The 26,668-nt window shown below is 53.1% G+C and carries 31 protein-coding genes, 1 tRNA gene and 1 pseudogene; 9 read left to right on the top strand and 24 right to left on the bottom strand.

Going from position 1 to position 26,668, the window contains the following annotated elements; translation table 11 throughout:
* Nucleotides 1-16 precede the first annotated feature (16 nt).
* From ilvB to VK694_05645, 4 genes are all read right to left on the bottom strand, one after another.
* A complete protein-coding gene (gene ilvB / locus VK694_05660; GenBank protein HTE58202.1) occupies nucleotides 17-1,738 on the bottom strand; it encodes a biosynthetic-type acetolactate synthase large subunit in 1,722 nt (573 codons plus the stop codon).
* Entirely contained in the window at nucleotides 1,729-2,118 is a 390-nt protein-coding gene (locus VK694_05655) for a RidA family protein (GenBank protein HTE58201.1), read from the bottom strand. Before VK694_05655 ends, ilvB begins: the two co-directional genes overlap by 10 nt.
* Complete coding sequence (locus VK694_05650) at nucleotides 2,093-2,290, bottom strand: hypothetical protein (protein HTE58200.1); 198 nt, start codon at nucleotides 2,288-2,290, stop codon at nucleotides 2,093-2,095. The genes VK694_05655 and VK694_05650 overlap by 26 nt, the downstream gene beginning before the upstream one ends.
* A 176-nt stretch (nucleotides 2,291-2,466) precedes the next feature.
* Nucleotides 2,467-2,703: a hypothetical protein gene (locus tag VK694_05645; GenBank protein HTE58199.1), complete on the bottom strand. Its 237-nt coding sequence runs from the start codon at nucleotides 2,701-2,703 to the stop codon at nucleotides 2,467-2,469.
* A gap of 603 nt (nucleotides 2,704-3,306) precedes the next feature.
* On the opposite strand from VK694_05645, the gene VK694_05640 reads away from it, so the two are divergent.
* Nucleotides 3,307-3,525: a hypothetical protein gene (locus VK694_05640; GenBank protein HTE58198.1), complete on the top strand. Its 219-nt coding sequence runs from the start codon at nucleotides 3,307-3,309 to the stop codon at nucleotides 3,523-3,525.
* A gap of 172 nt (nucleotides 3,526-3,697) precedes the next feature.
* Entirely contained in the window at nucleotides 3,698-3,988 is a 291-nt protein-coding gene (locus VK694_05635; GenBank protein ID HTE58197.1) for a hypothetical protein, read from the top strand.
* Between the two features lie 191 nt (nucleotides 3,989-4,179).
* On the opposite strand, the gene VK694_05630 is transcribed toward VK694_05635, so the two are convergent.
* From VK694_05630 to secE, 15 genes and pseudogenes are all read right to left on the bottom strand, one after another.
* Nucleotides 4,180-4,911, bottom strand: coding sequence for a hypothetical protein (locus tag VK694_05630; GenBank protein HTE58196.1), 732 nt, complete (start codon nucleotides 4,909-4,911; stop codon nucleotides 4,180-4,182).
* 111 nt (nucleotides 4,912-5,022) lie between these two features.
* Nucleotides 5,023-7,359 (bottom strand): FAD-dependent thymidylate synthase, encoded by a 2,337-nt coding sequence (locus VK694_05625; protein HTE58195.1) that lies wholly within the window; start codon nucleotides 7,357-7,359, stop codon nucleotides 5,023-5,025.
* Nucleotides 7,356-8,171, bottom strand: coding sequence for a hypothetical protein (locus VK694_05620; protein ID HTE58194.1), 816 nt, complete (start codon nucleotides 8,169-8,171; stop codon nucleotides 7,356-7,358). The genes VK694_05625 and VK694_05620 overlap by 4 nt, the downstream gene beginning before the upstream one ends.
* Complete coding sequence (locus tag VK694_05615) at nucleotides 8,171-8,872, bottom strand: deoxycytidine triphosphate deaminase (GenBank protein HTE58193.1); 702 nt, start codon at nucleotides 8,870-8,872, stop codon at nucleotides 8,171-8,173. Before VK694_05615 ends, VK694_05620 begins: the two co-directional genes overlap by 1 nt.
* An 88-nt stretch (nucleotides 8,873-8,960) precedes the next feature.
* Nucleotides 8,961-9,404 carry a hypothetical protein gene (locus VK694_05610; protein HTE58192.1) on the bottom strand — a complete coding sequence of 148 codons (444 nt, stop codon included), beginning with the start codon at nucleotides 9,402-9,404 and terminating at the stop codon, nucleotides 8,961-8,963.
* 1 nt (nucleotide 9,405) lies between these two features.
* Nucleotides 9,406-10,161, bottom strand: a complete 756-nt coding sequence (locus VK694_05605; protein HTE58191.1) for a hypothetical protein — start codon at nucleotides 10,159-10,161, stop codon at nucleotides 9,406-9,408.
* A gap of 68 nt (nucleotides 10,162-10,229) precedes the next feature.
* Nucleotides 10,230-10,922: pseudogene (gene rplA, locus VK694_05600) on the bottom strand (50S ribosomal protein L1).
* Between the two features lie 386 nt (nucleotides 10,923-11,308).
* Nucleotides 11,309-11,545: a hypothetical protein gene (locus tag VK694_05595; GenBank protein HTE58190.1), complete on the bottom strand. Its 237-nt coding sequence runs from the start codon at nucleotides 11,543-11,545 to the stop codon at nucleotides 11,309-11,311.
* Between the two features lie 2 nt (nucleotides 11,546-11,547).
* A complete protein-coding gene (gene rplK, locus VK694_05590) occupies nucleotides 11,548-11,976 on the bottom strand; it encodes a 50S ribosomal protein L11 (protein ID HTE58189.1) in 429 nt (142 codons plus the stop codon).
* A gap of 165 nt (nucleotides 11,977-12,141) precedes the next feature.
* Entirely contained in the window at nucleotides 12,142-13,200 is a 1,059-nt protein-coding gene (locus VK694_05585) for a sigma-70 family RNA polymerase sigma factor (protein ID HTE58188.1), read from the bottom strand.
* A 32-nt stretch (nucleotides 13,201-13,232) separates the two neighbouring features.
* On the bottom strand, nucleotides 13,233-14,327 hold the full coding sequence (locus tag VK694_05580) for a sigma-70 family RNA polymerase sigma factor (GenBank protein ID HTE58187.1): 1,095 nt from the start codon (nucleotides 14,325-14,327) through the stop codon (nucleotides 13,233-13,235).
* A 112-nt stretch (nucleotides 14,328-14,439) separates the two neighbouring features.
* Nucleotides 14,440-15,633: a sigma-70 family RNA polymerase sigma factor gene (locus tag VK694_05575; protein ID HTE58186.1), complete on the bottom strand. Its 1,194-nt coding sequence runs from the start codon at nucleotides 15,631-15,633 to the stop codon at nucleotides 14,440-14,442.
* Nucleotides 15,634-15,756: 123 nt separating this feature from the next.
* Nucleotides 15,757-16,002: a hypothetical protein gene (locus VK694_05570; protein ID HTE58185.1), complete on the bottom strand. Its 246-nt coding sequence runs from the start codon at nucleotides 16,000-16,002 to the stop codon at nucleotides 15,757-15,759.
* A 24-nt stretch (nucleotides 16,003-16,026) separates the two neighbouring features.
* Nucleotides 16,027-16,569, bottom strand: coding sequence for a transcription termination/antitermination protein NusG (gene nusG / locus VK694_05565; GenBank protein ID HTE58184.1), 543 nt, complete (start codon nucleotides 16,567-16,569; stop codon nucleotides 16,027-16,029).
* Between the two features lie 18 nt (nucleotides 16,570-16,587).
* Entirely contained in the window at nucleotides 16,588-17,010 is a 423-nt protein-coding gene (gene secE, locus VK694_05560) for a preprotein translocase subunit SecE (protein HTE58183.1), read from the bottom strand.
* A gap of 137 nt (nucleotides 17,011-17,147) precedes the next feature.
* On the opposite strand from secE, the gene VK694_05555 reads away from it, so the two are divergent.
* Nucleotides 17,148-18,635, top strand: a complete 1,488-nt coding sequence (locus tag VK694_05555) for a glycosyltransferase family 2 protein (GenBank protein HTE58182.1) — start codon at nucleotides 17,148-17,150, stop codon at nucleotides 18,633-18,635.
* Nucleotides 18,636-18,703: 68 nt separating this feature from the next.
* Nucleotides 18,704-19,144 (top strand): NUDIX domain-containing protein, encoded by a 441-nt coding sequence (locus VK694_05550; GenBank protein ID HTE58181.1) that lies wholly within the window; start codon nucleotides 18,704-18,706, stop codon nucleotides 19,142-19,144.
* Nucleotides 19,145-19,164: 20 nt separating this feature from the next.
* On the opposite strand, the gene VK694_05545 is transcribed toward VK694_05550, so the two are convergent.
* From VK694_05545 to VK694_05535, 3 genes are read right to left on the bottom strand one after another with little or no spacing between them, the layout of a single operon-like run.
* The gene (locus tag VK694_05545) at nucleotides 19,165-20,277 is read right to left on the bottom strand and encodes an ATP-binding protein (GenBank protein ID HTE58180.1); all 1,113 of its coding nucleotides are present in this window, start codon (nucleotides 20,275-20,277) and stop codon (nucleotides 19,165-19,167) included.
* A gap of 47 nt (nucleotides 20,278-20,324) precedes the next feature.
* Nucleotides 20,325-21,032 carry a SprT family zinc-dependent metalloprotease gene (locus VK694_05540; GenBank protein ID HTE58179.1) on the bottom strand — a complete coding sequence of 236 codons (708 nt, stop codon included), beginning with the start codon at nucleotides 21,030-21,032 and terminating at the stop codon, nucleotides 20,325-20,327.
* Nucleotides 21,033-21,040: 8 nt separating this feature from the next.
* Nucleotides 21,041-21,709, bottom strand: a complete 669-nt coding sequence (locus tag VK694_05535) for an AAA family ATPase (GenBank protein ID HTE58178.1) — start codon at nucleotides 21,707-21,709, stop codon at nucleotides 21,041-21,043.
* Between the two features lie 508 nt (nucleotides 21,710-22,217).
* On the opposite strand from VK694_05535, the gene VK694_05530 reads away from it, so the two are divergent.
* The 3 genes from VK694_05530 (at nucleotide 22,218) to VK694_05520 (ending at nucleotide 23,422) form a co-directional block, all read left to right on the top strand.
* Nucleotides 22,218-22,487: a hypothetical protein gene (locus tag VK694_05530; protein HTE58177.1), complete on the top strand. Its 270-nt coding sequence runs from the start codon at nucleotides 22,218-22,220 to the stop codon at nucleotides 22,485-22,487.
* Nucleotides 22,488-22,515: 28 nt separating this feature from the next.
* Nucleotides 22,516-22,833 carry a hypothetical protein gene (locus VK694_05525; protein ID HTE58176.1) on the top strand — a complete coding sequence of 106 codons (318 nt, stop codon included), beginning with the start codon at nucleotides 22,516-22,518 and terminating at the stop codon, nucleotides 22,831-22,833.
* A 256-nt stretch (nucleotides 22,834-23,089) separates the two neighbouring features.
* The gene (locus VK694_05520; GenBank protein ID HTE58175.1) at nucleotides 23,090-23,422 is read left to right on the top strand and encodes a hypothetical protein; all 333 of its coding nucleotides are present in this window, start codon (nucleotides 23,090-23,092) and stop codon (nucleotides 23,420-23,422) included.
* A gap of 125 nt (nucleotides 23,423-23,547) precedes the next feature.
* On the opposite strand, the gene VK694_05515 is transcribed toward VK694_05520, so the two are convergent.
* Together VK694_05515 and VK694_05510 are read right to left on the bottom strand one after the other, a co-directional pair.
* Nucleotides 23,548-24,534 carry a glycerophosphodiester phosphodiesterase gene (locus tag VK694_05515; protein ID HTE58174.1) on the bottom strand — a complete coding sequence of 329 codons (987 nt, stop codon included), beginning with the start codon at nucleotides 24,532-24,534 and terminating at the stop codon, nucleotides 23,548-23,550.
* A gap of 62 nt (nucleotides 24,535-24,596) precedes the next feature.
* A complete protein-coding gene (locus tag VK694_05510) occupies nucleotides 24,597-25,739 on the bottom strand; it encodes a hypothetical protein (GenBank protein HTE58173.1) in 1,143 nt (380 codons plus the stop codon).
* Between the two features lie 126 nt (nucleotides 25,740-25,865).
* Between VK694_05510 and VK694_05505 the strand changes: the two genes are divergently transcribed.
* Nucleotides 25,866-26,534, top strand: a complete 669-nt coding sequence (locus VK694_05505; GenBank protein ID HTE58172.1) for a hypothetical protein — start codon at nucleotides 25,866-25,868, stop codon at nucleotides 26,532-26,534.
* Nucleotides 26,533-26,606: transfer RNA gene (locus VK694_05500), tRNA-Trp, on the top strand. Before VK694_05505 ends, VK694_05500 begins: the two co-directional genes overlap by 2 nt.
* Nucleotides 26,607-26,668 lie beyond the last annotated feature (62 nt).

Genomic DNA, 26,668 nt, shown 5'->3' with positions numbered 1-26,668 from the left:
TGCATTGCATGAGATCTTAAGTACTCCCTGTGGGTTTGGCTAGTTTTGTGGTTGGTGCGGTAACGATCATGCTCTCTAGTGGGGCACCGGCAGGCACCATGGGGTAGACGTTATCAGTCTTGATGACTTCTACGTTGATAACCACTGGCCGGTCGGTGACTGCCCAGGCCTCTTTGAGCTTGGCATCAATTTGATCTGCTGACGTTATGTTGACGCCTTTGGCACCGTAGGCCTCGGCCAGAGCGGCAAAGTCGGGGTTGCCCTCTAGATCTACACCGCTCTCGCGGTTGTCAAAGAACAGCTCTTGCCACTGACGCACCATGCCCAGATAGTGATTGTTCAGGACAAAAATTTTGAGGGGCAACTTATGGATGCAAGCGGTAGCTAGTTCAAACAGTGTCATTTGAAAACCACCGTCGCCCACAAAAGCTATAACATCGTCGTTGGGGCGAGCAAATTGGGCGCCAATGGCGCCAGGAAAGCCGTAACCCATGGTGCCGGCACCGCCAGAGCTGAGCCACATGTGCGGGTCATCGGTTTTGTAGAATTGGGCGGCCCACATCTGATGCTGTCCTACGTCTGTTACAGCGATAGCCTTGCCTTTGGTAAATTTGTAGACTTCGTCTATTACCTTTTGCATGGTCAGACCGTTTTTGTCGCTGTAGGTTAGGGGGTATTTCTGGCGGTATTCATCTAGGTGTTTGTTCCAGTCATTATGCTTTTGGGCCTTGACAGTTTTGCTGAGTGCTTCTATGCCAGCCTTGGCGTCGGCCACTACGGCCGCGTTGGGGTGGATCATCTTGCCAATCTCGCTGGCGTCAATATCGACATGGGCAATAAAGGCGTCTTTGCAGAAGGCAGCGGGCGCACCAACAATACGGTCGTCGAACCGCGAGCCAATGTTTAGCAAAAAGTCGCACTCTACCATGGCTTTGTTGGCGTAAGCGGTGCCGTGCATACCCAGCATGCCCAGCGACAGCTGGTGGGTTTCAGGGAAGGCTCCCTTGCCTAGCAGTGTGGTGGTAACGGGCGTGTCCATTTGCTCTGCTAATTTGGTCAATTGTTTGTGAGCACCAGAAATCAACACGCCATGCCCCGCCAGAATGACTGGATTTTTGGCCTTGGCCCAGGCGTCGGCTATGGCCTGAATTTTCTTATGGTCGATAGTGGCGGGTTGTTTGTAGGCCGGCAAATCGATGGGCTTGTCGAATTCCCCGCTAAAGTCGCCACTGCTGACATCTTTAGGGATATCTATCAGCACCGGGCCGGGCCGGCCAGTGGTAGCGATATGGAAGGCTTCGTCCACAATACTGGGGATATCGTTGGTCTCGCGGATCAGGTAGCTGTGCTTGACCACTGGCATGGTCATATTAAAGATGTCGGCCTCTTGGAAGGCATCCATGCCCAGCATGGATCTGATCTGCTGGCCCGAAATAACGATAATAGGCACGCTGTCCATCTGGGCGGTCATGAGCCCAGTGACGGTGTTACCGGCACCTGGCCCGCTGGTGACTAGGACGATGCCTGGTTTGCCGCTGGCCCGAGCATAGCCGTCAGCCATGTGGGCAGCGCCTTGCTCGTGACGGGTCAGGATCAGTTTGATCTTGGTCTTGGTGGTGATCAAGGCATCAAAAATAGGGATAGCGGCACCGCCGGAATAGCCAAAGATATATTCGACCCCATGTTTCTCTAGGGTACTAACCAGCGCTTGGGCACCATCAAGTTCGCTCACGCTGATTCCTTATAAGCAATGGCTTCGATCTCTACCAGAATATTTGCCTCGCCCCCGACGTGCGGCAGGTCTTTTACGGCTACGGTACCGCGGGCTGGGAATGGCGGCTCAAAAAAGCCAGCGTAGACGTCGTTCATTTTTGCGAAGTCGCTCATATCCTTGAGGTAGATGGTGCATTTGACTACGTCACTTATATCAAGTCCTGCGGATGCTAGAACTGTCTGCATGTTGGCCATAACCTGTCCGGTTTGTTCCTCTATGGTGTGGCCGCACTGGTTGGTGTCTGGGTCCACGCCTACTTGCCCAGACACGTAGTACAGGCTTCCGGCCTGTCTGATGGGGCTGTAGGGGCCAAATACCTTAGACACCGAAGTTCTCCCCGCCATAGCCGTAGTTGGAATTTCGCTCGTTGCGAATGTCATCGATGGCGTCAGCGTGCGGTTGAACGGGAGTGTCCGTGTCAATTTCCGGTTCGGTTGCCGGGGTGTCTGTATCGGACAGTGCAAGTACCTCACCATTCATATAGTTTGGTATTCCTGGTTCTGTTTCTGCGCTCATGTCTTACTCCTTATCTTTGTAATAAAAATCCCGCGGGTTTCGCGGGATGTTTCTTGTCAAAATCTTTAGGCATGCACAAGAGACCCGCTAGCCGGGGAGAATCACCACCTCAATCACGAGCTGTCTCTGTGTCATGAGGCTTAAGTTACTCTCCTTCTGTTTTTTTGTCAACGACCCTACAGGACGTGATCGACCGTCACAGTACTAGCAATCGCCATCCGCCGGGCAAGATCAGGAATATCCGTTACCTCGTCTACCGGCACTGTATCAACCTTATCCATAGAGGCTGCTGCTATTCTTTGTTGCATGCTGGGGTACCCCGAGAGCGTGGCAACGCGTCGAGTGTGCTCTGCATCTGCCATGTTCGGGTCTCTTAATACGCCCTGCTCTACTGTTAATCCTTCGGCGGCCATAATTTTCTCCTAAAAAGTTAAAAAAGACTTCTGGTTGAAGCCTTTTTTGGTTTTGGACTGTGCAAGAGGGCGCTAACCCTTGGCTTCAACCCTGCTGAAGCACAGCCCGTTAAGGCTGAGGAGGAGCAAACTGTTAGCATGGTTAAAACGCATAATGGGGTGGATCATACCATAAGCACCCAGGCTTGACAACTGATCGGGCTATAGCGTAAAGTTTTTACCGTGACCTACCAAAGTTCAACCACCACTATGAAGCACAATCTACGCCAAGTGTTTGGCTATGTGCTCATTTGGAACAAAATGGTTGGAACTGGTAACGCCGCATAGAAATACACAGCAACAAAGCAAAACTCTACCGGATCCAACCATAAGGCTGGATCCGGTTTTTTTAACCCACACTTTCGCAACAGTCAGCGAATCCGCCCAGTGGACTTGTCTACACTACCAAGTTCACTGGGTGGGAGCACTGACTTCCATAGATCCCTTAGGGGGGATAGCACCAGTTCTGGCTTTGTAAGTTAGAACACGACAACTGGAGGAATGGCCTTGGCCCGACAAGACAATGCAATGCAGGCGTACATCCAACGTGCTATTGAAACCTTCATGAAGAGAAAAGGCTCGGTGGTTTACGGAGACCTCGCCAACTTTCGCAATGACATAGACGTCAAGGGTGTCACTCTTGACCAAATCGCTGTTGCCCTGAGAGCCATGAAGCAGGTCGATCGCTTGAGGCTGCGCAAGTACCGCAAGGGCCATCCGCGAGCGGGCTGGACGCGCATTCGGTACGTGCCACCCAAGAGAGCTCGCCTGGCGGTGGCCTAGTCGGGACGTTTGCATGTAGAAGTACGCCGGTTGGTGGGAGTTTGGGATCGTCCCAGGCTAGTGGCGCACACGGCCATTGTCCGTCTTAGGACACCACCAATCACTCCAAGCCCCATCCTCCAGTTGTCACATTACCCATAAAAACAGTAAGATATAAGAGAAAGAAAATACTATGAGCCTTATCGAAAGAGACCCTACGTGTGAACTGCTTGTACCGCCGGGTATTGAGGTAGCACCCACCATTCCCGTGGTTGCGTCAAACGACAGGCGACCCATGTGGGAGATTATGGGTTATGAGTCGCTGGAAGACATGGACAGCGCCTTTTTCTCTGATGAGGCGGTTGTGAAGAAGCTATGCGAGCGCAACAACAACGAGTTGAATCGTCCAGGTCAGTGGACCGGCGCCAGGCCCGGCGGCGGATTGACCTACCGGCAATCCCGCGTGAGCGCCCCGTGGGCATGACTGCCCTGTTGGCCGCGCTGCAAACGGGCATAGACGAAGGTCGTATCTATTTATTTGAATAACTTTGCCACAGAGCTGCAAATATATGCAGCGCTCTGGAAAAGTGTACGGTAGTTTCTTGGCAGAATAAGGGCCGAATGGCCGGGTGGTTTGGTATATGGACAGTGTCCACCCACCCGGCCAAGCCAACTTCAGGTCTCGTCCGTGGACGACTGTGCGGCGAGCTCGCAGGCCTGATCTGCAAACGCGCGGAGCGTGTCCGTGACCCGCGTGAAGCTCTCGGGCTGGATGTCTCCCGTGCGGAAGACGGCCGAGCACTCGGTGTCTCCCTGGATGGTGCTGACCACCATGAGCGTGCCGACGGGTGACTGCGGACCGTCGAAGTCCGTTCGCTCACGCTTGACGTTGATGAAGGTGGCGTGGTTGCCATCCACCACGAACGAGTCGTCCACGTTGTTGGGGTGGTCGCTGGGCTCGTTCTCGTCACAGCCACCCTCGCAGGTGTTGCTGATGACTTTGTCCCAGTACGCCTGGCCGTCGTCGAACGACGTGGCGTCGATCGACACCGAGACGTAGCTGTCACCCACGGGGGCCTCGTAGTCGCACTGCACGAGTGCCTGTGGGTTGAGCGCGGTGACTTCGTCGCCGTAGACCATGTAGACCAGCTCGTCGTTGAGCGTCAGGGGTGCGGTGTCCAGCTTGCTGGCGATGCCGTCAGGGCCTAAGTCGCCGGAGCAGTGCTCCTGCAGCTTGTCCAGTCTGGCGTCTTCGTTGGCCGTGCTCTGGCCGTTGATGGACTCGATGGTGATCGACGGCTCAGGGTCGGACGGCAGGAGTACGACGGCGAGTCCAGCCCCTGCGAGGAGCGCGAACACTCCCACGAACACTCCGAGGACTACAGCCAGTAGGTGCTTTCGGGACATGGGTAAACCATCCTTGCTGGGAAAGGGCGATGAAACTCGTAGTCACGGTGACTACCGTACAAGAGTATATTTATACTGTATTTATGCTTTTTTGTAAATTAGGTTAAATAATTAGATATTTTCCGGCATCTGCTGCAGCTTGAACTGGGTGTAGCGTTCGGCTGCCAGACGGGTTAGCTCGGGGTCTTCCCCTTGGTTCACAAACTTCATGGCTTCGGCCAGCATGGGGTGAACCTCGGCCAGTTTCTGGTGCATTTCGAGCACGAGTTTGCGGTAGCCGGGGTGTCCCTGGGGGCTGGTACGCAGTTCGTGCAGGTGAAATGCTTCGCGGGCATTATAGGTAATCTTCCAGCGCATGCGGTGTCCCAACAAGGTGGCATACTGGGCTTCGTAGAGATAGCCGGCGGCCTGGAGTGTGGAATACAACCTGGCAGACAGGTCAAAACACTTCTCGAACGATTCGGTCAGGTCGGCGTCTTCTACCAGCTTGGGTATTTCGTAGCCGTATCGGGGGGTCAGCGCTTGCCACTGTAGGTCGTCCACCATGCGGTGGCGCTGCAGGTCACGGAAAATGCCGTAGTCACACAGCAGATCCCAGGTGTAGTGTGCCTGCTCCAATGCCCGGGCCGGACGGTGCCGGCGATTCAGGCGCTCTCCTATGTAGGTGTTGAATACTTCGAGCTTTCTGTCTATGGGCCAGGTGTTTACTTCTTTGGTGATTTCTTCTAGTGACAGCTGCGTCGATTCGTAGAGCATGTGTGGCACCAGGTCTAGTTCTTTGCGGGGCCAGACGCTGTGCAGGGTAACGGCTTGGTGGCCGTTACTGTGGGTGTCTGGTAGGTATCGATTGGCCACTGACTTCATGGCTTTGCGGTTGTCAGACAGGTAGGCGGTGGTGGCACCACCACGTTCGGGCTTGTCGGCTCGCTCCAGGAAGGTTGGGATAACTTTGCGGGCTTCTTGCAGAACTTGCTCGCCAACGGCTTGGGCTTCTTTGCTTTCGCTGGCCCGCAGACGCATGATAAGCATCTCTAGCGCCTGGCCGCTGGCAAAAATACCCACGGTAGACTTGGTGGCTACGGGCAGCGTTGCCCGGATGGCATCGCAGGCTTGAGCCCGGATGGCCCCGCGCCAGGCACCGTCTTGCTCTTCTTTGGGGGTAGATGAGTGGATCTGCAAATAATTTGTCAGATCGCGGGCCATGGACGAGTAGGTGTCAAAAATGCTATCCATGGTGGCGGTGTATTTGGCCGTGGTCAGCTCATCTATATGATCTGGTGTGTAGTATTTGTATTGCCCTTTGGCATCTTTCTGGTCAAAGTAAATATAGCGGGTGGACTGTTCTAGGTAGGACGCCAAGCGTCCCCATTCGAGCTGTTTGGTCAGTAGGTTGCTAGCGTTCTCTACCACGATGTGTTGGCCCACTAGCTGTTGGACGGAGTCGTCCCCATAGGCGGTAATTACGCGGTGGATCAGGCCTTCGTCTTTGCCCTCGTGCATAGCAAATTCGTCCAGCATGGTGACACGCATGTCGTCCCCGCGGCGACTGAGTCTGGCCATGGCTGCTGCCACCGTAAGCGTGCTTAGCTTATCTTTGAAGGCATAGACATCGCCGTCTACGTTGGTTATGGCTGCTTCTAGGAACTGCTTGCCGGCCTCTGTCACTTCCCAGCCATGACTGGTCTTTTTGACGTACGGGTTGTCTGGCTTCTTGATACTACTGGGGGCTTTTGCCGTGGTGGCAGCTGATTTCTTGCCAGCTGGTTTTGGTAGCAGTGGCTGGATAGTTTTGCGGAGCATATTTTGAACTTGGTCGATAGAAAGCAGTGTGTCGCCTCGCACACAGTCCAGCCGCTGGAAGTCCTTGGGAAATAGCTGACATAGGTCATCGTAGACTTGGACGGCTTTTTGCAGGTGGCCTAGGTCGGCCTCGTGGATATCGCGTTTTTTATCGGTGTAGCTGCGCTGCTCTTTTTGGTCTACTAGTTTTTGGGCGATCTCGGCTGGCACCCGGAGTACGAAACTCTTGTCTGGGCGCGGGATGCCCAGCATCTGGAACTCGAGGTTGTCCAACCAGATAAAATAGCCCCGGCGTTCTTCGGCGTGGTTGAACTTGGTGCCTTGGTGGGCCATGTTGCTGCCCGTAAAGCGGTTGGCTAGCACTACCTTGCCGGCTTCCAGAGCTTCCCGGATCTGGGAGGCAGCGTGGTAGCGGTCTAGGGCGTAAAAGAGCGAACCGGTATAGGGGCCTACTTCGTCCGCAGTGCCGTACTTGCCGTTTAGGTATTCGCGTACAAAAAAGCTAGAGGGCTGATCGTACTGTGGAAAATCACACGTCACCACGTCGTGACCCTGCTGGCGTAAGTGTTCCTCTAGCAATTTAAACTGGGTACCCTTGCCTGATCCGTCAGTGCCCTCGATGACTAGAAACACACCTTTTTCGCTCATTGCAGTACTCCTTGTTTTTGTAAGAATTCGTGTGCTCGTGCGAATGCCTCAGGCGGATCTTCGCAGCGCATCTCTGCCACGGGTGCTTGGTTGTAGTTGTGTGCTGGCATTAGGAATGCGCTTGTCGGATGGTCCCCGAAGTGATCAATAAATCCCTGGACATGGTGGGTAGCGTCGTCAATGTGTACCAGTGGCAGCGCCCCTATGTCTATCCCGGCTTCTTGGCCGAGCACATCCAGAGCCTGCGCCTTGGTCATTTTCCCTCTGCCGTCGTAGTTGCGAGGTAGAAGAAGGGCGTCAAAGCATCCTTTCAGATCTTTTTCGAGGTGATGACGGATAGTAGCAAGTTCGCAGCCGGGCAAGGTAGATGTATTGGCCGCCATATAGACGCCTTGCTCTCGCCAGCCACGCAAGGTGTGGCTCACCTCGTCAATTCCTGGGATGGCTCCTACGAGGTCGTTGTTCATGAGGTGTTGGAGCCCACCAAGTACGACTGAGTATTCAAAATCTAACCCCATGTTTTCGACAGAATACCAGGTGCCCTCTGAGTACTGTCCGCGTTCGAGTGGTTCGCCGACCAAATCGCCAAGGCTTACGGCTGTGTCACGCGTTACTTCGCATAAATCGATAGAGGCGACGGCACATACTTCCCCGACAGGTTTGGCGTAGGCACCTAACACACCCTGTAGTGCGTGCGTTTCTCGTTCTGTGTAGGCGTGCCATTCATCGGCCAACTCATCTGGCGATGCAACGGGGTATTTGCCTTCTAGCTTGTCACTCAAAAACCATGGATCTTGGTCAATTGCACCCATTACACTTCCCTCGGTTTGCGGCGGGTGTCTTTGTAAGCTCGCGGCAGCATTTGCTCAGGGCGCCAATTGTTAATGATGTCTACTAGGTTTTCACTGTCATTTGACTGGTATTTGCCGCTGAGGTTTTTGTATTCTCCGTCCACGGGGCCGGTATGGTAAAAGACCATTTGGGCAATGCGTTCGCCTACCGGCAGCACAACGCTCTCGTGCTGGTTCATGTTGTAGATTTCCATGGTCCAGCGGTTGATATAGCCAGGGTCCCCCCACCCGGCGTCCAGACAGACGGCCACGCCATTGCGGCCCCACGTGCTGCGGGCTTGCATGGTGCTGGTGCCAGGGGCTTTGATGCCGATGAATTCATGGGTGTGGGCCAGGATACGTTCGCCCGGCCGCAGAATAATAATGGGATGGTCTGGCGGGATGCCACCAAAGGGCTTGCGACCATTGGCTTGCGCCCAAAAATCGTGGGTGTCGGCATGGAACGGTCCGTCAAAGTAACGCCGGACGTCGCTTTCGTCGAACGGATTGTAGAAGCCGCTGTGGCCATTGCGCTCGGTACGATAAAACCAGTGGCCCAAGGTCACGTCCACGCTGCTGCCGGCAATGTGGTCCTCTATATAAGGGTGAAATACAATATGACCGTCTGAAATGGCGGCTTTTATTTGGCTGTTGCTATAAACCCCTGTACCTTCAAGGTCCACTGATTACTCCCTCTAATGTGTATGTATTGTACGGGGTGTCAAAACTGTGATGCAAGCGTTAGTACAATAATACAACTACAGGTGGGGCTTATCTGACAATACGCATGTACGGCTTGGCCAGGAAGATGACCAGCTTATGATGCTTGCCGGCCGGCTTTATAAGATGAGTATGCTGATGAATGATGGTCTTGGTGGAGGTGCCAGATCCCCGGGCGTACACGTGGTAGCCTTTTTCTTCGTAAGCAGTGATGGTGTCAAAGTACTCGAGAGCAGCAGCCTTAGAAACGTGTGCCAGTGAGTTCACGTGCTTGTGAGGTACGAGTAGCAAGTGTTCACGAACGGCCTGGCCGTCCCAACTGGAGTACATAAAAATATTGCGAATGATTTTGAAGTGTTTGAGTTCTTTCACAAACTGCGGAAAGCCCGGCACGACCTCGCAAAAAATACAGTCACTGTCCTTGCCCTGTTTTTTGCGCTCATGCAGATACTTTTTGTAACTGATGGTTTCTTTGCGGGTCCGGTAGTGTGCCATGTTATGTCGCCTTTGTCTGATAGGTTTGCTGGAGCTTGTCAGTCTGAATGTCCTGCAATATCTGTGCGGCACAGTGTTGCAAATCTTCGACACTGCCGTTGCTAATAACCGTGCTGTCAGCCTGGATACTGTCGCGTTCGCGTTCGGTGGGATCGAGAGTGTCGGTCTGGAGGTGCCCGGGGCGGTACAGCTCTATGATCTTGGCATTGGCTGTGCGTAGTATTTTGGCATCCGAAGGATAGCGTACGCCACCAATAATACATACCTTGCAGCCTGCTTGCTGGCTGTGCTGGAGGCGCCTCACAACTTCGTTGAACCAAATGCCCGGGTCTACTTTTGCCACCAGATAGCCGCCGAGCCACTGCAAAAATGGGCGGTAACTTGTTTTGTTGTCGGCGGTTATGTCCTGTTGGGCGAGGACTGGATTGCGCTGCAGGTTCTCGATGTGCAACATGAGCTTTTGATACTCTGCCGGCTGGTTCTGCACGGCTTGGGCCGTGAGGGCGATCTGCTCAAAAGAGCACGTAACACCTACTGTTTGTTGCAGAATATCCGGCAGTGACTGCAGCCAGGCATTTATGGAATCGATCTGGTGAGGGCTTATATCTGCGGGTAGCACCTCGTGCAGGGCGTTGGCCACTTCGATGATGGCCATGTTGGCTTCTAGGTGGCAAAAAGAGGGCTCGTGTTGGGCCAGGGCATCTGCAAATGTTGTTTTACCGTGACCGATAGGCCCGGTTATTCCAATTACCACCATTACCTATCTATTCTACAGAAAAACAGCTCCGCGTTGCGCGAAGCTGTTTTTACTACAACTTTTACTGCCTAGTTGGCTTCGGTTGTTTCGATGGTGATGCTGGGACCCATGCTGGTGGTCACGTACAGTGACTTTATGTAGGTGCCCTTTAGGCTGGTGGGTTTGTTGTTCTTTAGGCTGGTCAGCAAAGCGCGGGCATTCTGCGTCAGCTTGTCAGCCCCAAAGCTTACCTTGCCAATACCAACATGCACAATACCAGTGCTGTCTACGCGGTATTCTACCCGGCCAGCTTTGGCCTCGGTGACGGCCTTGGCTACGTCAGCGGCAACGGTGCCACTCTTTGGGTTGGGCATGAGACCTTTTGGACCAAGTATACGAGCGTACTTACCAAGCTTGGGCATCATAGCTGGGGTGGCTACCAGGACGTCAAAGTCGATAGTGCCCTTGTCTAGCTGCTGTAAAAACTCGTCGCCTGCGGCGATATCGGCGCCGGCTTTTTTGGCCTTGGCTACATCGTCAACGTCAGCGTATACGGCTACGCGAACGGCTTTGCCGGTTCCGGCTGGCAGGACCAGAGTGTCGCGAATGTTCTGGTCGGCCTGGCGAGGATCTACGCCCAGGCGGATGTGGACCTCTACGGTTGCGTCAAACTTGACAGGATTGGTCTTTGTAGCCAGATCCAGACCTTCGGTCAGGCTGTAGGCTTTGCCTTTTTCGATCTGCTCGGCCAATTTGCGGTAGGTTTTGCTGCGGCGCTCGAGCTTGCTGCGAGCGGGCTTTTGCTGAACCTTTGGTTTGTCGGCCTCTGCCTTTTCCTCGGCAGCATGCTGTTGGCGTTCTAGCTTCGCCTGCTTTTCTTCGGCTTCTTTGACGCCTTTGACACTACGCTTACCAGCCTTGGTGGTGGCTTTTTCTTCGTCTTCTGTGGGTGCAACTGCGGCTTCTGCTGCTTCGCCGGCGATAACAACCTCTTCTTGGGGTGTGTCTGCGCCTTTGATTGCGGTCTCTAGCTCTGCAATGGTGTTTTTATCGGTTACTTCCAAGCCAAGTGCTTTGGCTTGTTCTAGTAGTTCTGCTTTCTTTGCCATAAATTCTTATCCTTTCGTGGTGCCAGCGGCATATCTGCCTCCCACAAGTTAGTTAAACGTTAGCGGTCGTTGGGACTATAGCCATTGTTATTCTGACGCATGACTGCATCTGCTATTGGTCCTAAATTTTGCCGGTCCTCTGGATCTAGGCTGCCGTAGACTTGGTGTGCGGCCTGTAGCGCTCTGTTAAAGTTGCCGCCTGCTTCTTTCAACTGATCTCGGGCGTCCTGGAGAGCCTGAGCGGCTGCTTCCATTGTGTCTAGCGGATGGATCATTGGTTCGGCTTCTGGTGACATATCTAGCCTTCGACTTCTACGCCCATGCTGCGGGCAGTGCCGGCTACCATCTTTTTGACGGCTGGGATATCGTCGGTGTTCATGTCGCCGGCTTTGGTCTCGGCGATCTCGGTTAGCTGAGCGTCGCTCAGCTTCTTGGGTAGCTTCTCGGTGTTGGGTCGGCCAGAGCCTTTCTGGACACCTAATGCCTTGCGGATCAGATCGTCGGTTGGGGTGCCGACCACGCGCCAGGCCATAGTGCGGTCTTCGAAAATAGTAATATGGACGGTCAGGTCTTGGCCCTGACGGTCTTTGGTACCTTCGTTGAAGGGATTGATGAAATCCATCATGTTCACGCCGTACTGACCCAGTGTGCTACCCACGGGTGGGGCTGCGCTGGCTTGTCCGCCGCGAATTTTCATTTTTAGATTTGCTTTGATGGCTTTTGCCATAAGTAGTTCTCCTTTTGCGAACAGTGCCATTGAAGCTTGGACTGTTCTCCTACGTTTTAGTATCTGTCCCTTCGGGACCGATACAAACTGCGGATGCTCGTAAAATATGAATAAATTCCTATTTTACTGTGCTCCTTGTTTGTAGTGCGTAACGGACCAACTATACTACAACTCACCTCTGTTGTCCAGTAGGTTATCATCTAGATTATTGCTGCGTAGATAGCGCTGAAAGCTGGCCAGTGCGCGGTCGAGGGTCATTCTAGCGGCCTCGCCAGTGACGCCTCCCATACGCTGTCCGATAGCCTGAAAGGTTGGCTCGGGGTCATCCGGGTCCAAAAAGCGCAGTTGCATGGCTAACTTTTGCTTGGGGGAGAGGCTGGCGTTATCGAGGTGCTTGCGGACTTCATGCTGAAGAACCTTGGCGGCGGCCAGCTCTTCGGTGCCGGGGCCTTCTGACGGAATAATCTGGCCTAGTTCGCCGGAGTCGTCCCCTTCGCCTAGTGGCATATTTAGAGATGTTGGAGTGACTGCTCGGTAGGCCTTGCCCATTTCGCCCTGCAGGTCGTCGCCTGACTGGTCTCCCTGGCACATGGTCTGATTCCGGAGGGCTTCTCGGAGCTGCGCTGGCAGGCCGGATGGTAAACGTACGACGTTTGCCGCGCGATCCATGCCACGACTAATGGCGTGCCGGATCGCAAACGTGGCATAGGTAGAAAATTTAAGCCCATACTGCCAATCGAACTTATCAATTGCGTACCCTAACCCAATATTACCCTCTTGGATGAGGTCCAAGAGTTCCATGGAGGGCGGTATCGGATACTTCAGGGCAATGCTGACTACTAGGCGCAGGTTACCTTGCACGAACTGGGTACGAGCATCTTGACCCTGGCGTACGGCTTGGCGATGGGCGACGGCATCCTGGCCATTTTCGATTTGTTGCAGGGCGTCCCGGCCAGCTTCTATTTGTTGAGAAAACTGTATCTCGTCCTCTTTGGTGAGGAGTTCGTACCTTCCTACTTCGTATAGGTACTGGCTCAATGCATCTGTCGTCCCTGGTCGGGAGCCGCCTAGACGGAGGTGCCGCCTTTCACGGACGGACCGGAGCCGTTCGCTTTGCGCGGCTTCATAGACAAACGTGGATTCCTCTACCGCCAGTGAGCCTGCTGGTTCACCTTCAGGGGATAGTCCGGAATTAGCAGCTTCGCCATAAATTTGCAGTGTCATGAAAGAAGTATATGAGATGTTAGCCGTTATGACTAAATAGTCTCAGGCTCCTGGATTTGGTCTTTTAGTGCCTGACGAATGATCTTCAGGCCTTTCATGACATTGCGTCTGGCTCCTTCGGGCGACACGCCTAACTGCTCGCCAACGGCTCGGTAGCTGAGCTTTTCGGGCCCAAGATATCGCAGTTTAACTGCGCTTAGTTGTGTAGGATTCATGGCGTGAGCGGCCTCTTCGATGGACTGATACTGCGTTGCTCTGTCGGCGTTGTCAATCAGGGTCTCTTCGGGTCCCTTGAGCGGCGAAGGTAGCAGGTTGTCCAGCCCGGGTTCATCTTCGTTGCCATTGCTAAGAGAGGCGGGGGTGGCGGCCCGATAGGCCAGGCCCAGTTCACCCTCGAGCTGTTCGCCCGTAGTGTCATCATACCCTTGTGTCTGAGCTGCCAACGCCCCGCGTAGTTCTCCTGGCAGAGTGCCCTTCAGGCGTATCAGGTTGGCTTTTTGGTCAAGCGCCCGTCCGATTGCTTGTTTGATCCACCAGGTAGCATAGGTGGAGAACTTGAATCCTTTGCGCCACTCAAATTTATCAACTGCATGCTCCAGCCCCAGATTGCCTTCTTGGATCAAATCTAGTAATTCCATACTCGGTGGTACTCGGTATTTTTTAGCAACGCTGACAACCAGGCGCAGGTTGGATCGTATAAAGATATCCTTGGCTTCTTGTCCTGCTTGCGCGGTCTGGTGAAGTTTCCGAGAGCGACGTCCTTGGTCGATCAGCTCGGTTGCTGTACGGCCCGTTTCGATGGCTTTTGCTAGTTCGATCTCTTTCTTCTTGGTCAGCAGTGGGACCACGCTAATCTCGCTTAGGTACCAGCTCATAGAGTCTTGGCCCGTCCTGCGTGGGCTGCGCAGACGGTGTTGCCGCCTTTGGCGAGCGGCTTCTTGGCGACTGGCCCGCTCGGCCTCGCGGTCGTCTGGTGTGTCTATTTGGCGGTGGATTACGGTTTGTGCAAGCCCATTATGTGCTAGGGGCGCTTCGTCGCTGACAATTTCACCTACCGTTTCTTCAACGGTGTCCTCTGTGGCTGCGAATTCCAGCGGTTCGGTTTTTGCGCATGCTTGCAGTTCCATTAGGCTAGTATCTAAAAAGTGGTATAGTTTTGCAATTAAGTATCTTCGGCATGCTGTCGCACGTATCCCCGGAGGCTGGCCAGTCCGCAATGCGAGAAATTCTATGCACAGGCTAAGATTCTTGGCCTGCTTGTACATCACGCTTACGCTTGTGTGCTTGGGTGCGCTCTCTCTTCCGGGCTTCTGCCTTTGCCCACTCGGTGAGCACTTCCAGAGGTTCACGCAATACATCTACGCCTGCGGCGGTCAGTTTTCTGGCCTCTTCTGCGCTGATGCCACCCAGTTCCTTGCCTATCTCGGCGAAGGTGGGCGGTTCGTCGTCCCCCATATAACGCATTTCTACAGCTTGACGTTGTTCGTCGGTCATCTTATGGCTTGTCTCTTCGATGGAACGGTACAGTCCGGTGCCGTGCACCACGACGTCTTCTGGGGTGCTGTCGTCCGAGGCAAGCATATCGCCAAACTCTAGCTTTTTCTCATTCGGATCGCTCGGCCTATTCAGCGAAAAAGGGCTGGATATGCGGTAGACTCTCAGAAGTTCACCATCTAGGGCTTCCTCGCCGCCTTCCCTGAGAGCCCGCCGGAGGTTGGGGCCTGCCTCGCCACGAATGCGGACGAGGCTACCTTTTTGGTCAAGTGCCCGGCCCACTGCCTGGCGAATCCACCAAGTGGCATAGGTAGAGAACTTAAACCCTTTGCGCCAGTCAAACTTGTCCACGGCACGGTCCAGTCCGAGGATACCCTCTTGGATAAGATCCAGTAACTCCATGCTGGCCGGCAAGGGGTATTTTTTGGCAATGCTAACCACCAGCCGCAGGTTGGCCACCATGAAACGTTTTTTTGCATCTGCACCGTCGGTCATAGTGGCTAGGTCTTTGTCTTCTGGTGGGCGGCCCTCTTTTTGGGCCATGTTTGTCCGTTTTTCGGCCTTACGCCCGGCTTCTATGGTTTGAGCCAGCTCCTTTTCATCATTTGCGGTCAGGAGGGAGACGGTACCGATTTCGTTGAGGAATGCGCCTAGGGCATCGGCCCCACCTTGGCGATGGCCTGTTTGCATACGACGGTGGCGTCTTTCGCGGCGAGCGGCAATCCGTGCTTTCATGTCAGCGTCGTCCGTGGCTGGAGCTTCTGGGGTGGTGGCCGACGCCAGTCCGTCATAGGACATGGTAGCTTCGTCGCCTGTCAGCGAGCCTACTTCTTCGGCTGATTGCTCCTCGGGCGATTCGGTATCTGGCGCCTTGATTTCATCGGCGGGCGCAGTAAAGTGTTCGAGTACTTCCTGGCCACCCTCAACATAAGTTTGCATGGTCATTAAGTATAGTATTTAGAAATAACTATAATTTTGCAACTATGTAAGAATTCTCACAACAGTTCTACACCGGCGAAGGTGGTTCAAGACCGAGCCGTTCGTTCAGCCTGAGCTGCCCAATCAGATGCGCACCGAAGAGTAAGGGGGCACCGGCATTGCCCGGGACTTTTGGGATTTCACTGAAGGCTCCAATACCCATGCCACCAATAGTCGCCACGAGTGTGTCTTGGGTGGGTCCTGGGCAAGCGCCTCACGAATAACAGATGAAAGTCCATCTAAATCAAGTTGCTGCAAATAGACCACATGCCCTTTTTCTAGTGCATGATACGGTACGGTAGCTATGGCCTCGGGGGTGAGGTCAGCCATGTAAGCGAGATCTGGAACAGGCTCTTAGACGCGTTTGACCTGGAGACTGTCTAGCTCTACCGGTGTTTCGCGGCCGAACATGTTAACTAAGACTTTTAGCTTGCCCTTGGCAGGGTCAATCTCGTTGATGGTTCCATCAAAGCTCTTGAATGGTCCGTCGGTAATACTCACAACTTCGCCAATGCGGTAGTCGATCTTGTGCTTGGGCTCTTCGCGGCCCATGCGCTTCATGATCTTTTCCATCTCGTCGTTACCAACGGGTGTTGGTTCTGAGCCGCTGCCTACAAACCCAGTAACACTAGGGGTGTTGCGTACAATATACCAGGCGTCTTCACTCATCTTCATCTGAACCAAAACATAGCCCTGGAAAATACGCTTTTCTACAACCTTGCGTTTGCCGTTTTTAACTTCGATCATTTTTTCTTTGGGGACTAATACCTGAAAGATCTTGTCTTTCATGTCTAAAGAATCGGCGCGTTGGCGGATACTTTCAGCCACCTTTTCTTCGTAGCCGCTGTAGGTATGGATGGCGTACCATTGTTTGCTGGCGTCATAGCGTTTCGTCATAATCTCTCCTTGTCCACCCTAGCTCAATAGTAATTGTTTAAAGACTTTATCCAGGCCAAAATCTACCAGGGCTACCACCAGGCCAAAGGTAATGGCAAACACAAACACCGCAAAGGTCAGTTTGACGGTTTCGCGACTGCCGGGCCATTCTACCTTGCGGACTTCTTGCCAGCTGCTGCGGAAGTATCCAATAAAGAGGATTTTATACAAAAGACGTCCCACAAAACGTAAGGGCCGGGTCTTGAAGGGCTTTAGTAGGAAACTAAATGGTCGGGCGCCTTTGGCGACCACTCGACCAGTTGCCCGAATGGGCTTGGCGGCGATTGATGCCGTGCGGCGAGCACGTCGCTCTTTGGCTGGGGCTGCTTGAGCCTTATTTGCTTGTTCGCGAACGGTCTCGACTTGCTTGACTACGCGACGCTTCTTCTTTGCTTCTGCCACTCTGGTATACTCCTGAATTTAAAAAACTACCACGTACGGTAGTTCTTGCACATGTCAAGCATATCACATGACTCACGGAAGGCAAACCCTAAGGATACCAAGCGATTGCCATTAAGAGATGCTATAGTCAGTAGGAAATGATCGCGCTTTTGCTTCTCCTAAGTGTTGCCCTGGAATGGGTATTATACACGGGACGTTTTATGTGGCGCGGCCGCCGCATTTGGGTGGCGTTGCCTATTATGCTCACAGCTTTCGGAGCGGCGGGTATTCTCTATGAGTATGGAACCGTTCTGGCATTTGTGGTGGTTCTGATTGCAAGCTTCCGTTTGTTTAACCAACTGCGAATCGCGCAAGGTCGGATGCACCAAAGCTATCTGCTGCATAGTACTCGACGGACAGGCTTGGTGCTGGGATTTTTGCAGGTAGCGACGGTCCTCTTGCTAAGCACCGTGCCGGCTACGTTTAGGGACGTCTTGGGACCCTTGGCTGCGGTGCAGTTGGTGGGGGCTGCGGGCGTTCTGTTGCTGACTATACGCAACCTCATAAAATCACGTCACGTACCTCGTTCTTCGCATACGGCTGATCGCGACATGCCAACCGTTACGGTGGCCATTCCGGCTCGCAACGAAACTGCTGACCTAGAGGCTTGTCTGAAATCTGTAGTGGCCAGCGACTATCCAAAGCTGGAGATACTCGTGCTGGACGATTGTTCTCAGGACAAGACAGCTGATGTTATCAAATCCTTTGCCCAGGACGGCGTGCGGTTTATCAAAGGAAGTCCCCCGGAAGACCGTTGGCTGGCCAAGAATCAGGCGTATGATCGGCTGGCTAGCGAGGCCAATGGCGAGTTCATTTTATTCTGTGGGGTCGACGTACGTCTGGGCCCGCACACCATAAAAGCGTTGGTAGCAACTGCCCAAGAACGTAAAAAAGATATGGTTAGCGTGTTGCCACGTCGTATGGATAGCAACCCGCTGGTGGCATTTGTACAGCCCATGCGCTACTGGTGGGAATTGGCGCTGCCACGCCGCTACGTGAATCGTCCGCCGGTTTTGAGCACGTGCTGGGTTATCCGGCGCAAGGCCCTCCAGAAGCTTGGTGGATTTGGGGCAGTAAGCCACGCCATTATTCCCGAGGGATACTTTGCCCGTGCTCTGCTGAAGACTGATGGCTATAGCTTTGTGCGGGCCGACGACGAACTAGACGTGCAGACCAGAAAGAGCCCAAACGACCAGCAAGACACGGCTATTCGCATGCACTACCCGCAGATTCGGCGCCGTCCAGAGGTTGCCTTTGCCCTGACCTGCATACAGATCTTTTTGGTGCATGGGCCTTTTGTGGTTGTGCTGTCGGGTATCGCCTGGGGATTTGGGGCGACGCAGGCGCTGGCCGCTGCGGCCTGTGTGCTGCTAGTAGCAACCCACGTACTGATTGTCTATGTGAGCAACCCCGGGAATGTACCGATAGCGCTCGTGAACTTTCCGGTTGCTGCGGCCATGGAGCTGGCTTATGGCCTGATATCGATGTATCGCTACGAATTCTCGGTTATAGATTGGAAAGGTCGTAACATCTGCATCCCGGTCATGCACGTCTACCCAAAGCTGCCGCCTCTTGATCAAAAATAAGCAAGGTACATGTTGGCACGTACTGCAGCTATGGAGCCGCGAGTTATCAGATAAGGTATGCTTAGAGCATGCAAATAGATCCACGATTAAACGATATCGATGATTGCTTGTACCGCGTCGCGATAAGGGTGTTAATAGTTCAAAACGACAGAGTACTTTTGGTTAAAGAGGCCCAGGATATGTGGTGGGCACTGCCTGGCGGTGGGGTAGACCACGGCGAAGCGGTTGAAATATCTCTGATGCGTGAAGTAGAGGAAGAACTTGGTGTCTCAGCTAAAGAGGTTTCGTCTGATTTTCAGATTGTGCATTACAACATTGGAAACGTTGTGAATGCTGTCCCGCGGATGAACTTATTCTTCAGGGCATCAGTGCCAGAGGAGTTGCTTAAGAAAACCGACCATGTTGCAAAATGGGGATGGTTTACTAAAAATGAGTTCTTGAAGCTAAACATGAACGCTTCTTATGACAAGGCAAGGCTGGTCGATGTAATTTTTGGCGATGCTGGCTGATCCTGTAGCTGCACTGTTGTTCATCGAAGATTGGGGATAAAAATAGTGAAGGTGGAGCCTTTGTCTAGTTCGCTCTCTACCTCTATTTTTGCCTTGAGGAGGCTAGCCAGTTTTTGGGTGACATACAGGCCTAGGCCGGTGCCGTTGTTGACGCGGGTGCGGTAATCTTCTGAACGAAAGAATTTTTCGAAGACTTTCTGTTGGTCGGTCTTGCTGATGCCAATGCCGGTGTCTGCTACATAAAATTTTACCCCGCCCGCAGCTTTTCGGGCGCCAATGGTGACATGCCCCTTCTCTGTGTATTTGATGGCGTTGGTGACAAAGTTTTGCAAAATTTCACGCACGTACAGTTTGCCGGATTTGATGAGTTCTAGCGATGGATCTAGCTCTGTCTTTATCCCTAGTTGTTTAGCGGCGGCCTCTGGCTGATAGGCTTTGGCTACTTCGTTGACCACCTCGTGGGCGTTTATGGATTCGATATCCAGGGTCAGGTTGCCGCGTTCGGCCCGGGACAAGGTGGCTAGGTCGTTTACTAGACCAGCCAGAAAAGTTATCTGGGTATGGGCTTGGGCCAGGGCGTCAGACACAGCCTTGTCTTCGCTGCCAGATTTGTGAAAAATAAATTCGGCATTGCTGATGTTGCCTTCGGCAATAGCCAACGGTGTGCGCAACTCGTGGCTGGCTACGCTAATGAACTCGTCCCGCTCTTCTTCGAGCGACTTTTCGCGCGTGATATCACGCAGCAGTATGACATAGCCCTTCATGCCCTTCTGGCCATAGCCCAGGCGTACCGGGGCTATGCTGGTGTACAGATTGATGACGTTGTTGTCGGCGTACTTTAGTTTCCAGTCGCGTGAGGCCAGCGACGTCTTGGTGTCGGCTATGAGCTTTTCTAGCTTGATGGGTTTGTTGTTCTTGTCTATCAGGTGCAGGATGTCTGTGACTTTGCGGTTTGCCAGAGAGGTGTTGATGTCCAGTATGTTTAGCGCCGCACCGTTGGTAACCACGATCTTGAAGTTTTCGTCTATGGCTACAACACCGTCGCCCATGCTGTTGATGAGACTTATAAGCCGCTCGCGCTCCAGCTCGGCAATTTTTGGAGTGACAACTGGCGGATGTTTGGTGCTGGCCATTAACACCCAGTATAGACAAAGCTTGTGGTTTCCACCACCTAGAGCTGTTAGCTAGTCTGCAAAATTGGGCGGTAGGCCTTTATCTCTTTGCGAACTGCCTGTATGTTAGGCACAAATGCTTCCATCTCGGACCAAAATGGTTGGCCGTGGGCCATAATGCGGGTGTGCAACAGTTCGTGCAGTAGCACGTAGTCTATGAGGTGCCATGGGAGTTGCATGAGGTAGCAATTGAGCACTATGTCTTTCTGGTCGGTGCAGCTGCCCCAACGGCTGGTCATTCGCTTTATCTTGACCGTGCCGTACTGAAAGCCGTGTTGCCCGGCCAGAAACCTCAGGCGTCCTGGCAGCAGCCGTTGGGCTTGTTTCTTCAGGGCCCTGACGCTGGCTTTGACAGCGGCATCCTGGACGCTCTGGTGCGAGGACTGCACGGTATGCGGGTGATAGATCCGAATTTCGCCCGTGGTGGTTATGCGAGTGGCCATGGTAGTACGGCCCCTTTCGGCAATAAAGCTCAGGTGATGAGATTTGCCAATACGGGTACCATGGACCAGGGGTTGGGTGACAACCTGCTTGGTCTGTATCCAGGCTCGTTTGCTGCGAGCAAACTCTGCCCCTGCGGCGTAGGGCAGCCAATATGGCATGCTGACTTTTATGGCTCCATCATGAGCAATGGTCAGCCGCAAGCTGCGGACGCCACGACGTTTGTATAAATGCACCGTCCCCAAATCTGGTATGGTCACAACTTTTACTGCCATAGTTTTGCCTATCTAATAACAATATTTCGACGGGACTGATCAACGCGGCCACCCATAGGGTTGGGCACCAGGTTGACCAAGCCGGGCTTGACCATCTTGGTGTTGGCGTTGTCGGGACTGACAAGTCCGATGTCGTAGAGCTTCTTCATAACCGCGCTGCGCTGCGTATGATAGGTGTGCTTGCCGCTGATAACCATGAAGTCCTCGGTCATCTCTGGATTTTGCATCTGTCCGGCGATGGATTCGTAGGTGCTGCGATCGAGCGGCATGGCAAACTTGTCGTCTGCTTTGCGGCGGTCACGCTTGCTGCTGCGGGCAAAGGCGCTCTCGACGTCTACTTGCATCCATATAAGAACGGGCTGCGCCTTAACCCGACGGGCTAGGTCGCGCAGAGCTCGGCGCTGTGACAAGCGTGAGGCGTTCATGTCATACACTACGCTGATACCAGCGTTCAGGAACTCTTCGGCCATGTATTCCATGAGATGGTTTACGATTTCGTTCTCTTGACGGTCATAACGGGGCTGGTCAAACAGCTCAAACCGAATGCGGTCGCCCTGTACATGTGCGGCGCTGATATCGTCGCATAATTGCCTGGCAAAAAAGGTCTTGCCGGCGCCGGGAAAGCCATACAGCAAAATGAGGGTGGGTTTGTTCAAGAAAAGTTTAGCAGAACTCACTTCTGGACCCCTTTTGTAGTCGAAAAGGCTGTCCTGGTAGTGCAAAACGCCTGTTCTTGCGACGCGACGTATCCGTTGATACGTCGTGAAGCAAAACAGGCGTTTTGTGCACCAGGCAGACTTTGTAGTCGAAAGAGGGTCTGGAAGTGAGTTCTATCCATCAGTTACTAAATTATAACAATTATCCTCTATATACAAACAGCTTCACAGATTACGGCGATAACCATAACAGATTAGACGGATATGATAAGCAATGCAGACAGGTGTGGATCTAGAGTGCGAGGACATTGAATTACGCTATTTTAATGGTATAGTACTGTAACTTATCTCGTAAGGGATAAGTACTTTACTAGTGTCAGGTTGTATGATGCGAGATACCAGCTCTCTTGTTCGAGGGTTGATACCTCGCATCTATACCCAACTCCCGAGTGCCTGGAGGCACAAAATGTAACTATATCCCGGAGCCTTCCTCATCGACGAGGGTGCCTCGGTTGGTAGTTATGGTCAGATGTTCACTGTCCGACATCCGTCGGCCGACTTTGGCAGCCTGTCGGCTGTTGCAGTCGGACGGGCGGCAGAGGTCCACGGTGTCCTCTCCGCACATGTGCGGCCAGATGGGCGCTCTGTGGTCGTCGTCGTGTCCGACATGATCATGCGCAGAACCCGCGTGTCCAGCTTCGTGTGCAACCTCATCCAAGAGCTGCAGGCGCTTCCGACATCCGAGGCCGTCGTTGCTCAACCCAGGCCAAGTCCCATCCCTAGGGCTAACACCCTGTAGCCCCAGCATCCGAGTATCAGGAGACAGCATGCAATTGGACGTTGAAGACTTCAGCGTCACCGGCAGCGGACGGTGGTCCATAGATGTCACGACCTTCACAGTCCGACATGGAGGGGTTGATTTTGCCCAGCTATCACCCGTGCTACTGGGACGAGTAATTGCCCGCATCAGTTACGTCATCTCTGCGCATGTGGTGGCCGATGGAAGGTCTCTGAGCGTGGTGGTAGCCGGTCCCTTCTATGAGTCCAATGCCCGGGGCTTCGTGCACTGGCTCGTCGAGGAGCTGAAGACAGTTCCTGCCGACGGCGACGTCGCCGAATCCTGTCCCCACCCCCAGAGCACCTGACACCCCTTTCATCGTAGTGGGCTGGCCCACAACCCTACCCGGGCCACCCACTACGATGATATTTTTTAAAAGCACACATGATCTACAGAGAAAATATTGCTTTATTTTTAATTTTATAGTATAATATATCAATTCTCATAGAGTATGAGAGCACATTCAGTTGTTCAGGCATATATATGCAGGATACGAGCCTTTCACACAAGGAAAGGTTGCTACCCTGCATCTATATCCCTACGACATGCCAGGAGGCATACATATGCTCGTGAAAATCGAACTGAGGCCGGAAGACTTCTACTGCAACGACGTCATGGGTGGTACCACCCACTACATCTCCCACCGAGCGCTCGACCTGTCGCAGGTGCCCGCCCAGGTGCTGGAGTCGCTGGTGGAGCGTGTCGACGGTGTCGAGTCTGCTCGGGTCGAGAACAATGGATCCGTCGAGGGCAAGGTATCTATCGCGATCGTCATCTTGCAGCGCGTGATGGCCCGCACCACCTGCCGCAGGTTCGTGACGGAGCTTCTCAAGGAGCTCGACACGCTGGTCACGACCGGCACCGCCAACCTGATCGTCGCCGACGCGCGCGTCTAGGACCCCTGAACACAAACATCGTAGTGGGCCGCCCACAACCCCAACCCAGGGCGGCCCACTACGATGAATTTTTTTAAGCATTCATAGGTACGTATTTAGTACGTAGGTATGAGTTCTTAAGCCACTTACGGTTCGTATCGGACACCCTTCTCTGTCAGGACTTCTTCTAGAAGTGTAGGGCGATTGGTCATGATGCCATCGACACCTTGGTCGATCAGCTGCTCCATTTGGGCTCGATCTTCGATAGTCCAGACATGTACGGCCAAGTTATTGTTGTGCGCCTTGGTTATGAACGGCTGCGACACAATATTGAGGCCCTGGTAGGAGGTGGGTACTTGCAGCGCGTGGTAGCCAGGCAGCGGTATGCCGGGCAGAATACTCTGGGTAGCGGCCCAGAAAACGCCGGTGGTGACAATGCCGGGAGCGGCGCTGACTGCTGTCTGATTTAGTTTGAACAGTGCCATAGAAGCGTCGTTGAATGACACGACAATAGTGTCTGTGTTGCGACCAAACTCATTCATGAGGGCCGCTACTTTATTTTCGTACGGTGTAGTGTCTGGCGTGGTGGCTTTTATTTCGATATTGATCAGCTTGTCCGGGAAAGTTTGCAGGACTTCACGCAAGGTAGGAACACGGAAGTCGTTGGCTTGGTAGGCGCTTAGCTCTGGTGGAATGGGTGTGCCCGTAGCATATCCACGGTAGGTATAGTTGCCAGCCGGTTGGTCATGGCAGGTGCCACAGTTGGTGGCAAACCAGTAGGCGGCGTCTAGTGCCTTTAGCTGCGCCAGCGTTTGCTGGTCTACGCGTCCGGTGCCGTTAGTGGTGCGGTCTACTGTGGCATCGTGCAGGGCAACGATCTCGCCGTCGGCGGTAGCATGTACATCCAGTTCCAGAACATCTGCGCCCTTGTCTACGGCAGTTTTAAAAGCAAACAGTGTATCAGACGGTGCCTCAAACTCCCCACCCTGGTGAGCAATATTAAGAACTCGCCTGCCCGTCCACGGATTTGGCGCAGCTGCGGCCGAAGCTGGTACCACCAGCGCTATAAGTAACGTGGCGACTATAAAAGAAAGCTGTTTACCATAGTCACGAAAGTTTTGTGTAATGTGCATGCTCGTACCCCTTTTGCTTAATCATGTTCATAGTAAGACAAAGCCTGGGTTTAGTGTGTGAACTATCTCACACCCATATTGCGTAAACCGCTGCCTGCCAGAACTCGCACAAATGCCTCGCGGGTAGCTACCGCCTGTACATCCAAGCCTGGTCCGCGGCAGTTACCTTCGACAGCCTTTACGTGTTCTGGATTATTGATATCTCCGGCGGCAAACCAGTCGAATGCTCCATACCACTGCGGTATAGGCGGTCCATCGCCCCCGGCACGAGCACTTAGGGCTTTGGCTAGGGCTACGGTTTTGTCATGTATATATGACCCCTCGGAGATGCAGGATGGGTTGAGGGCAACGTACCCGGCGGACGTCATAAATTCAACATCTGGCAGTGTGTATACGAAGGAAGGATAGGTTTCGACTTGCAGCTCGCCATCAGCCGTGGTTGAAGTCAGGACATGCATGCGGATTTCGTGAGCCCTGTCTGGTGCGTTGGCGTACTTCATGGTTTCGGCACCCGCATCGTCCGATGGCTCCAGTCCTTCTATGGGTGTATGAATAGGAAAATACGGCTGGATAAGTCCACTGGTTGCCAACCTGCCCATCTGCACGGCTTGGCGCAAGGCACTTAGGCTAGGAAATACCTCTACGCCTTTGCTTCGCGACCCGTCCACCGGTTTATATATAACCTTTGTATCGCCGTGCACCTCACCCAGCTTTTCAAGTTCCAGGACATTCCAGGTATCGATGGCTACGCCCTCGCTGCGCAGCACTTCATCCATAAAATCCTTGCGGTTTCCAAAGCCCTGAATGCTTTTATGGTTCCACAACCGCTCTGGCGGCAGACCAATACCGTAGGCCGTGCGCAGCAGGCTGCCATCTGGTTGCTTTACCAAGTCCTGAAAGTTTGCGACCCAATGGTCGATCACCACCGGATAATCTTCTATACGGCCCGGCTGAAAGTGTGCGTCTTGCACTTCGCCAAACTCATCATACTGGGGATTCTGAGCAATCAGCACCCGCTCCGGCAATTTGTCGCCTGGTGTGGGTTTGTCTAGCGCCATCCCAATGTCGAACCGAAAGCCCTGGGCGGCAAAACCAGCCTGTAACTGGTCTGGTCGTCTAAACATATCTTCGGCCCACGGGTGCTCGCCATGGTGGCCATATAACATGAGTACTGCTGGTGCTTCGGGTGATGTAATGTTTTGCATGAAAATCCATCATACAAAAAAGCTTATGCTTTACAAAGCGAAATTTTACCCCAGGCAGTGTACTAACCGACTGGTCTGTTATTGAGTGTTAATATACAATGTATACAAGTTACGTAACTATATTTTATGCGTTCAAAAGATATAAAATCTCAAGCAATAGCACTAAGACGAGAGGGCTTTTTGTTTGCAGAGATAGCTAGAGAGTTGGAGATTGCCAAATCAACTGCATATTCATGGACTCATGGTTTGCATTTGAGCCAAGGCGAAAAGAATAGAAGCGAGGCGCGGCTCAGAGTCGCCCAACAAGCGAAGGTTACCCATCTCGCTGCTTTAAATAAACAAAGACATAAAGAGCGAGACGATCTTCTAGGCGAGAGTGCACGCAAGATTGTAGAGCACGCACCCTTATCCCTAGATCATAAGAAATTACTCTGCTCTGTCCTGTTCTGGTGCGAAGGAGGAAAGGATGTAAGAGGGGGTATACAGTTTATTAACTCTGACCCAGCCATGATCCAGAAGTTCCTATCACTACTTAGAGAGGGATTCCCCATTCAGGAGAACAAGTTCAGAGCCCTGATACATTTGCATGAATATCATAACCAGGAGAAACAGCTGCGGTTCTGGTCCAAAGTAACAGAAATTCCCATATCCCAGTTCCATAAACCTTACTTAAAACCAAACACTGGCAAGAACACACGCATTGGATATCCGGGGTGCGTCAGCATAAGGTATCTAGACAGCGCTCTCGGCAAATTGCTTAAAATGATTTATAGTGAATTTGGTAAGAGCACGTAGGGGTGTTCGTTAATGGTAAGCGGCGACTCTCCAAAAGTCGTGCTGCCGGTTCGAGTCCGGCCACCCCTGCCAAGATAAGGCCCGGTCGAAAGACCGGGTTTTGTCTTGGCTTTGCTGCAAGTCTTGGTTCTACG

It is taken from the genome of Verrucomicrobiia bacterium (assembly GCA_035489575.1).
Classification (GTDB): domain Bacteria; phylum Patescibacteriota; class Saccharimonadia; order Saccharimonadales; family JAGQNK01; genus DATHJY01.
Note: the sequence above shows the minus strand (reverse complement) of the source record. Positions and strands in the feature narration are given on the sequence as shown.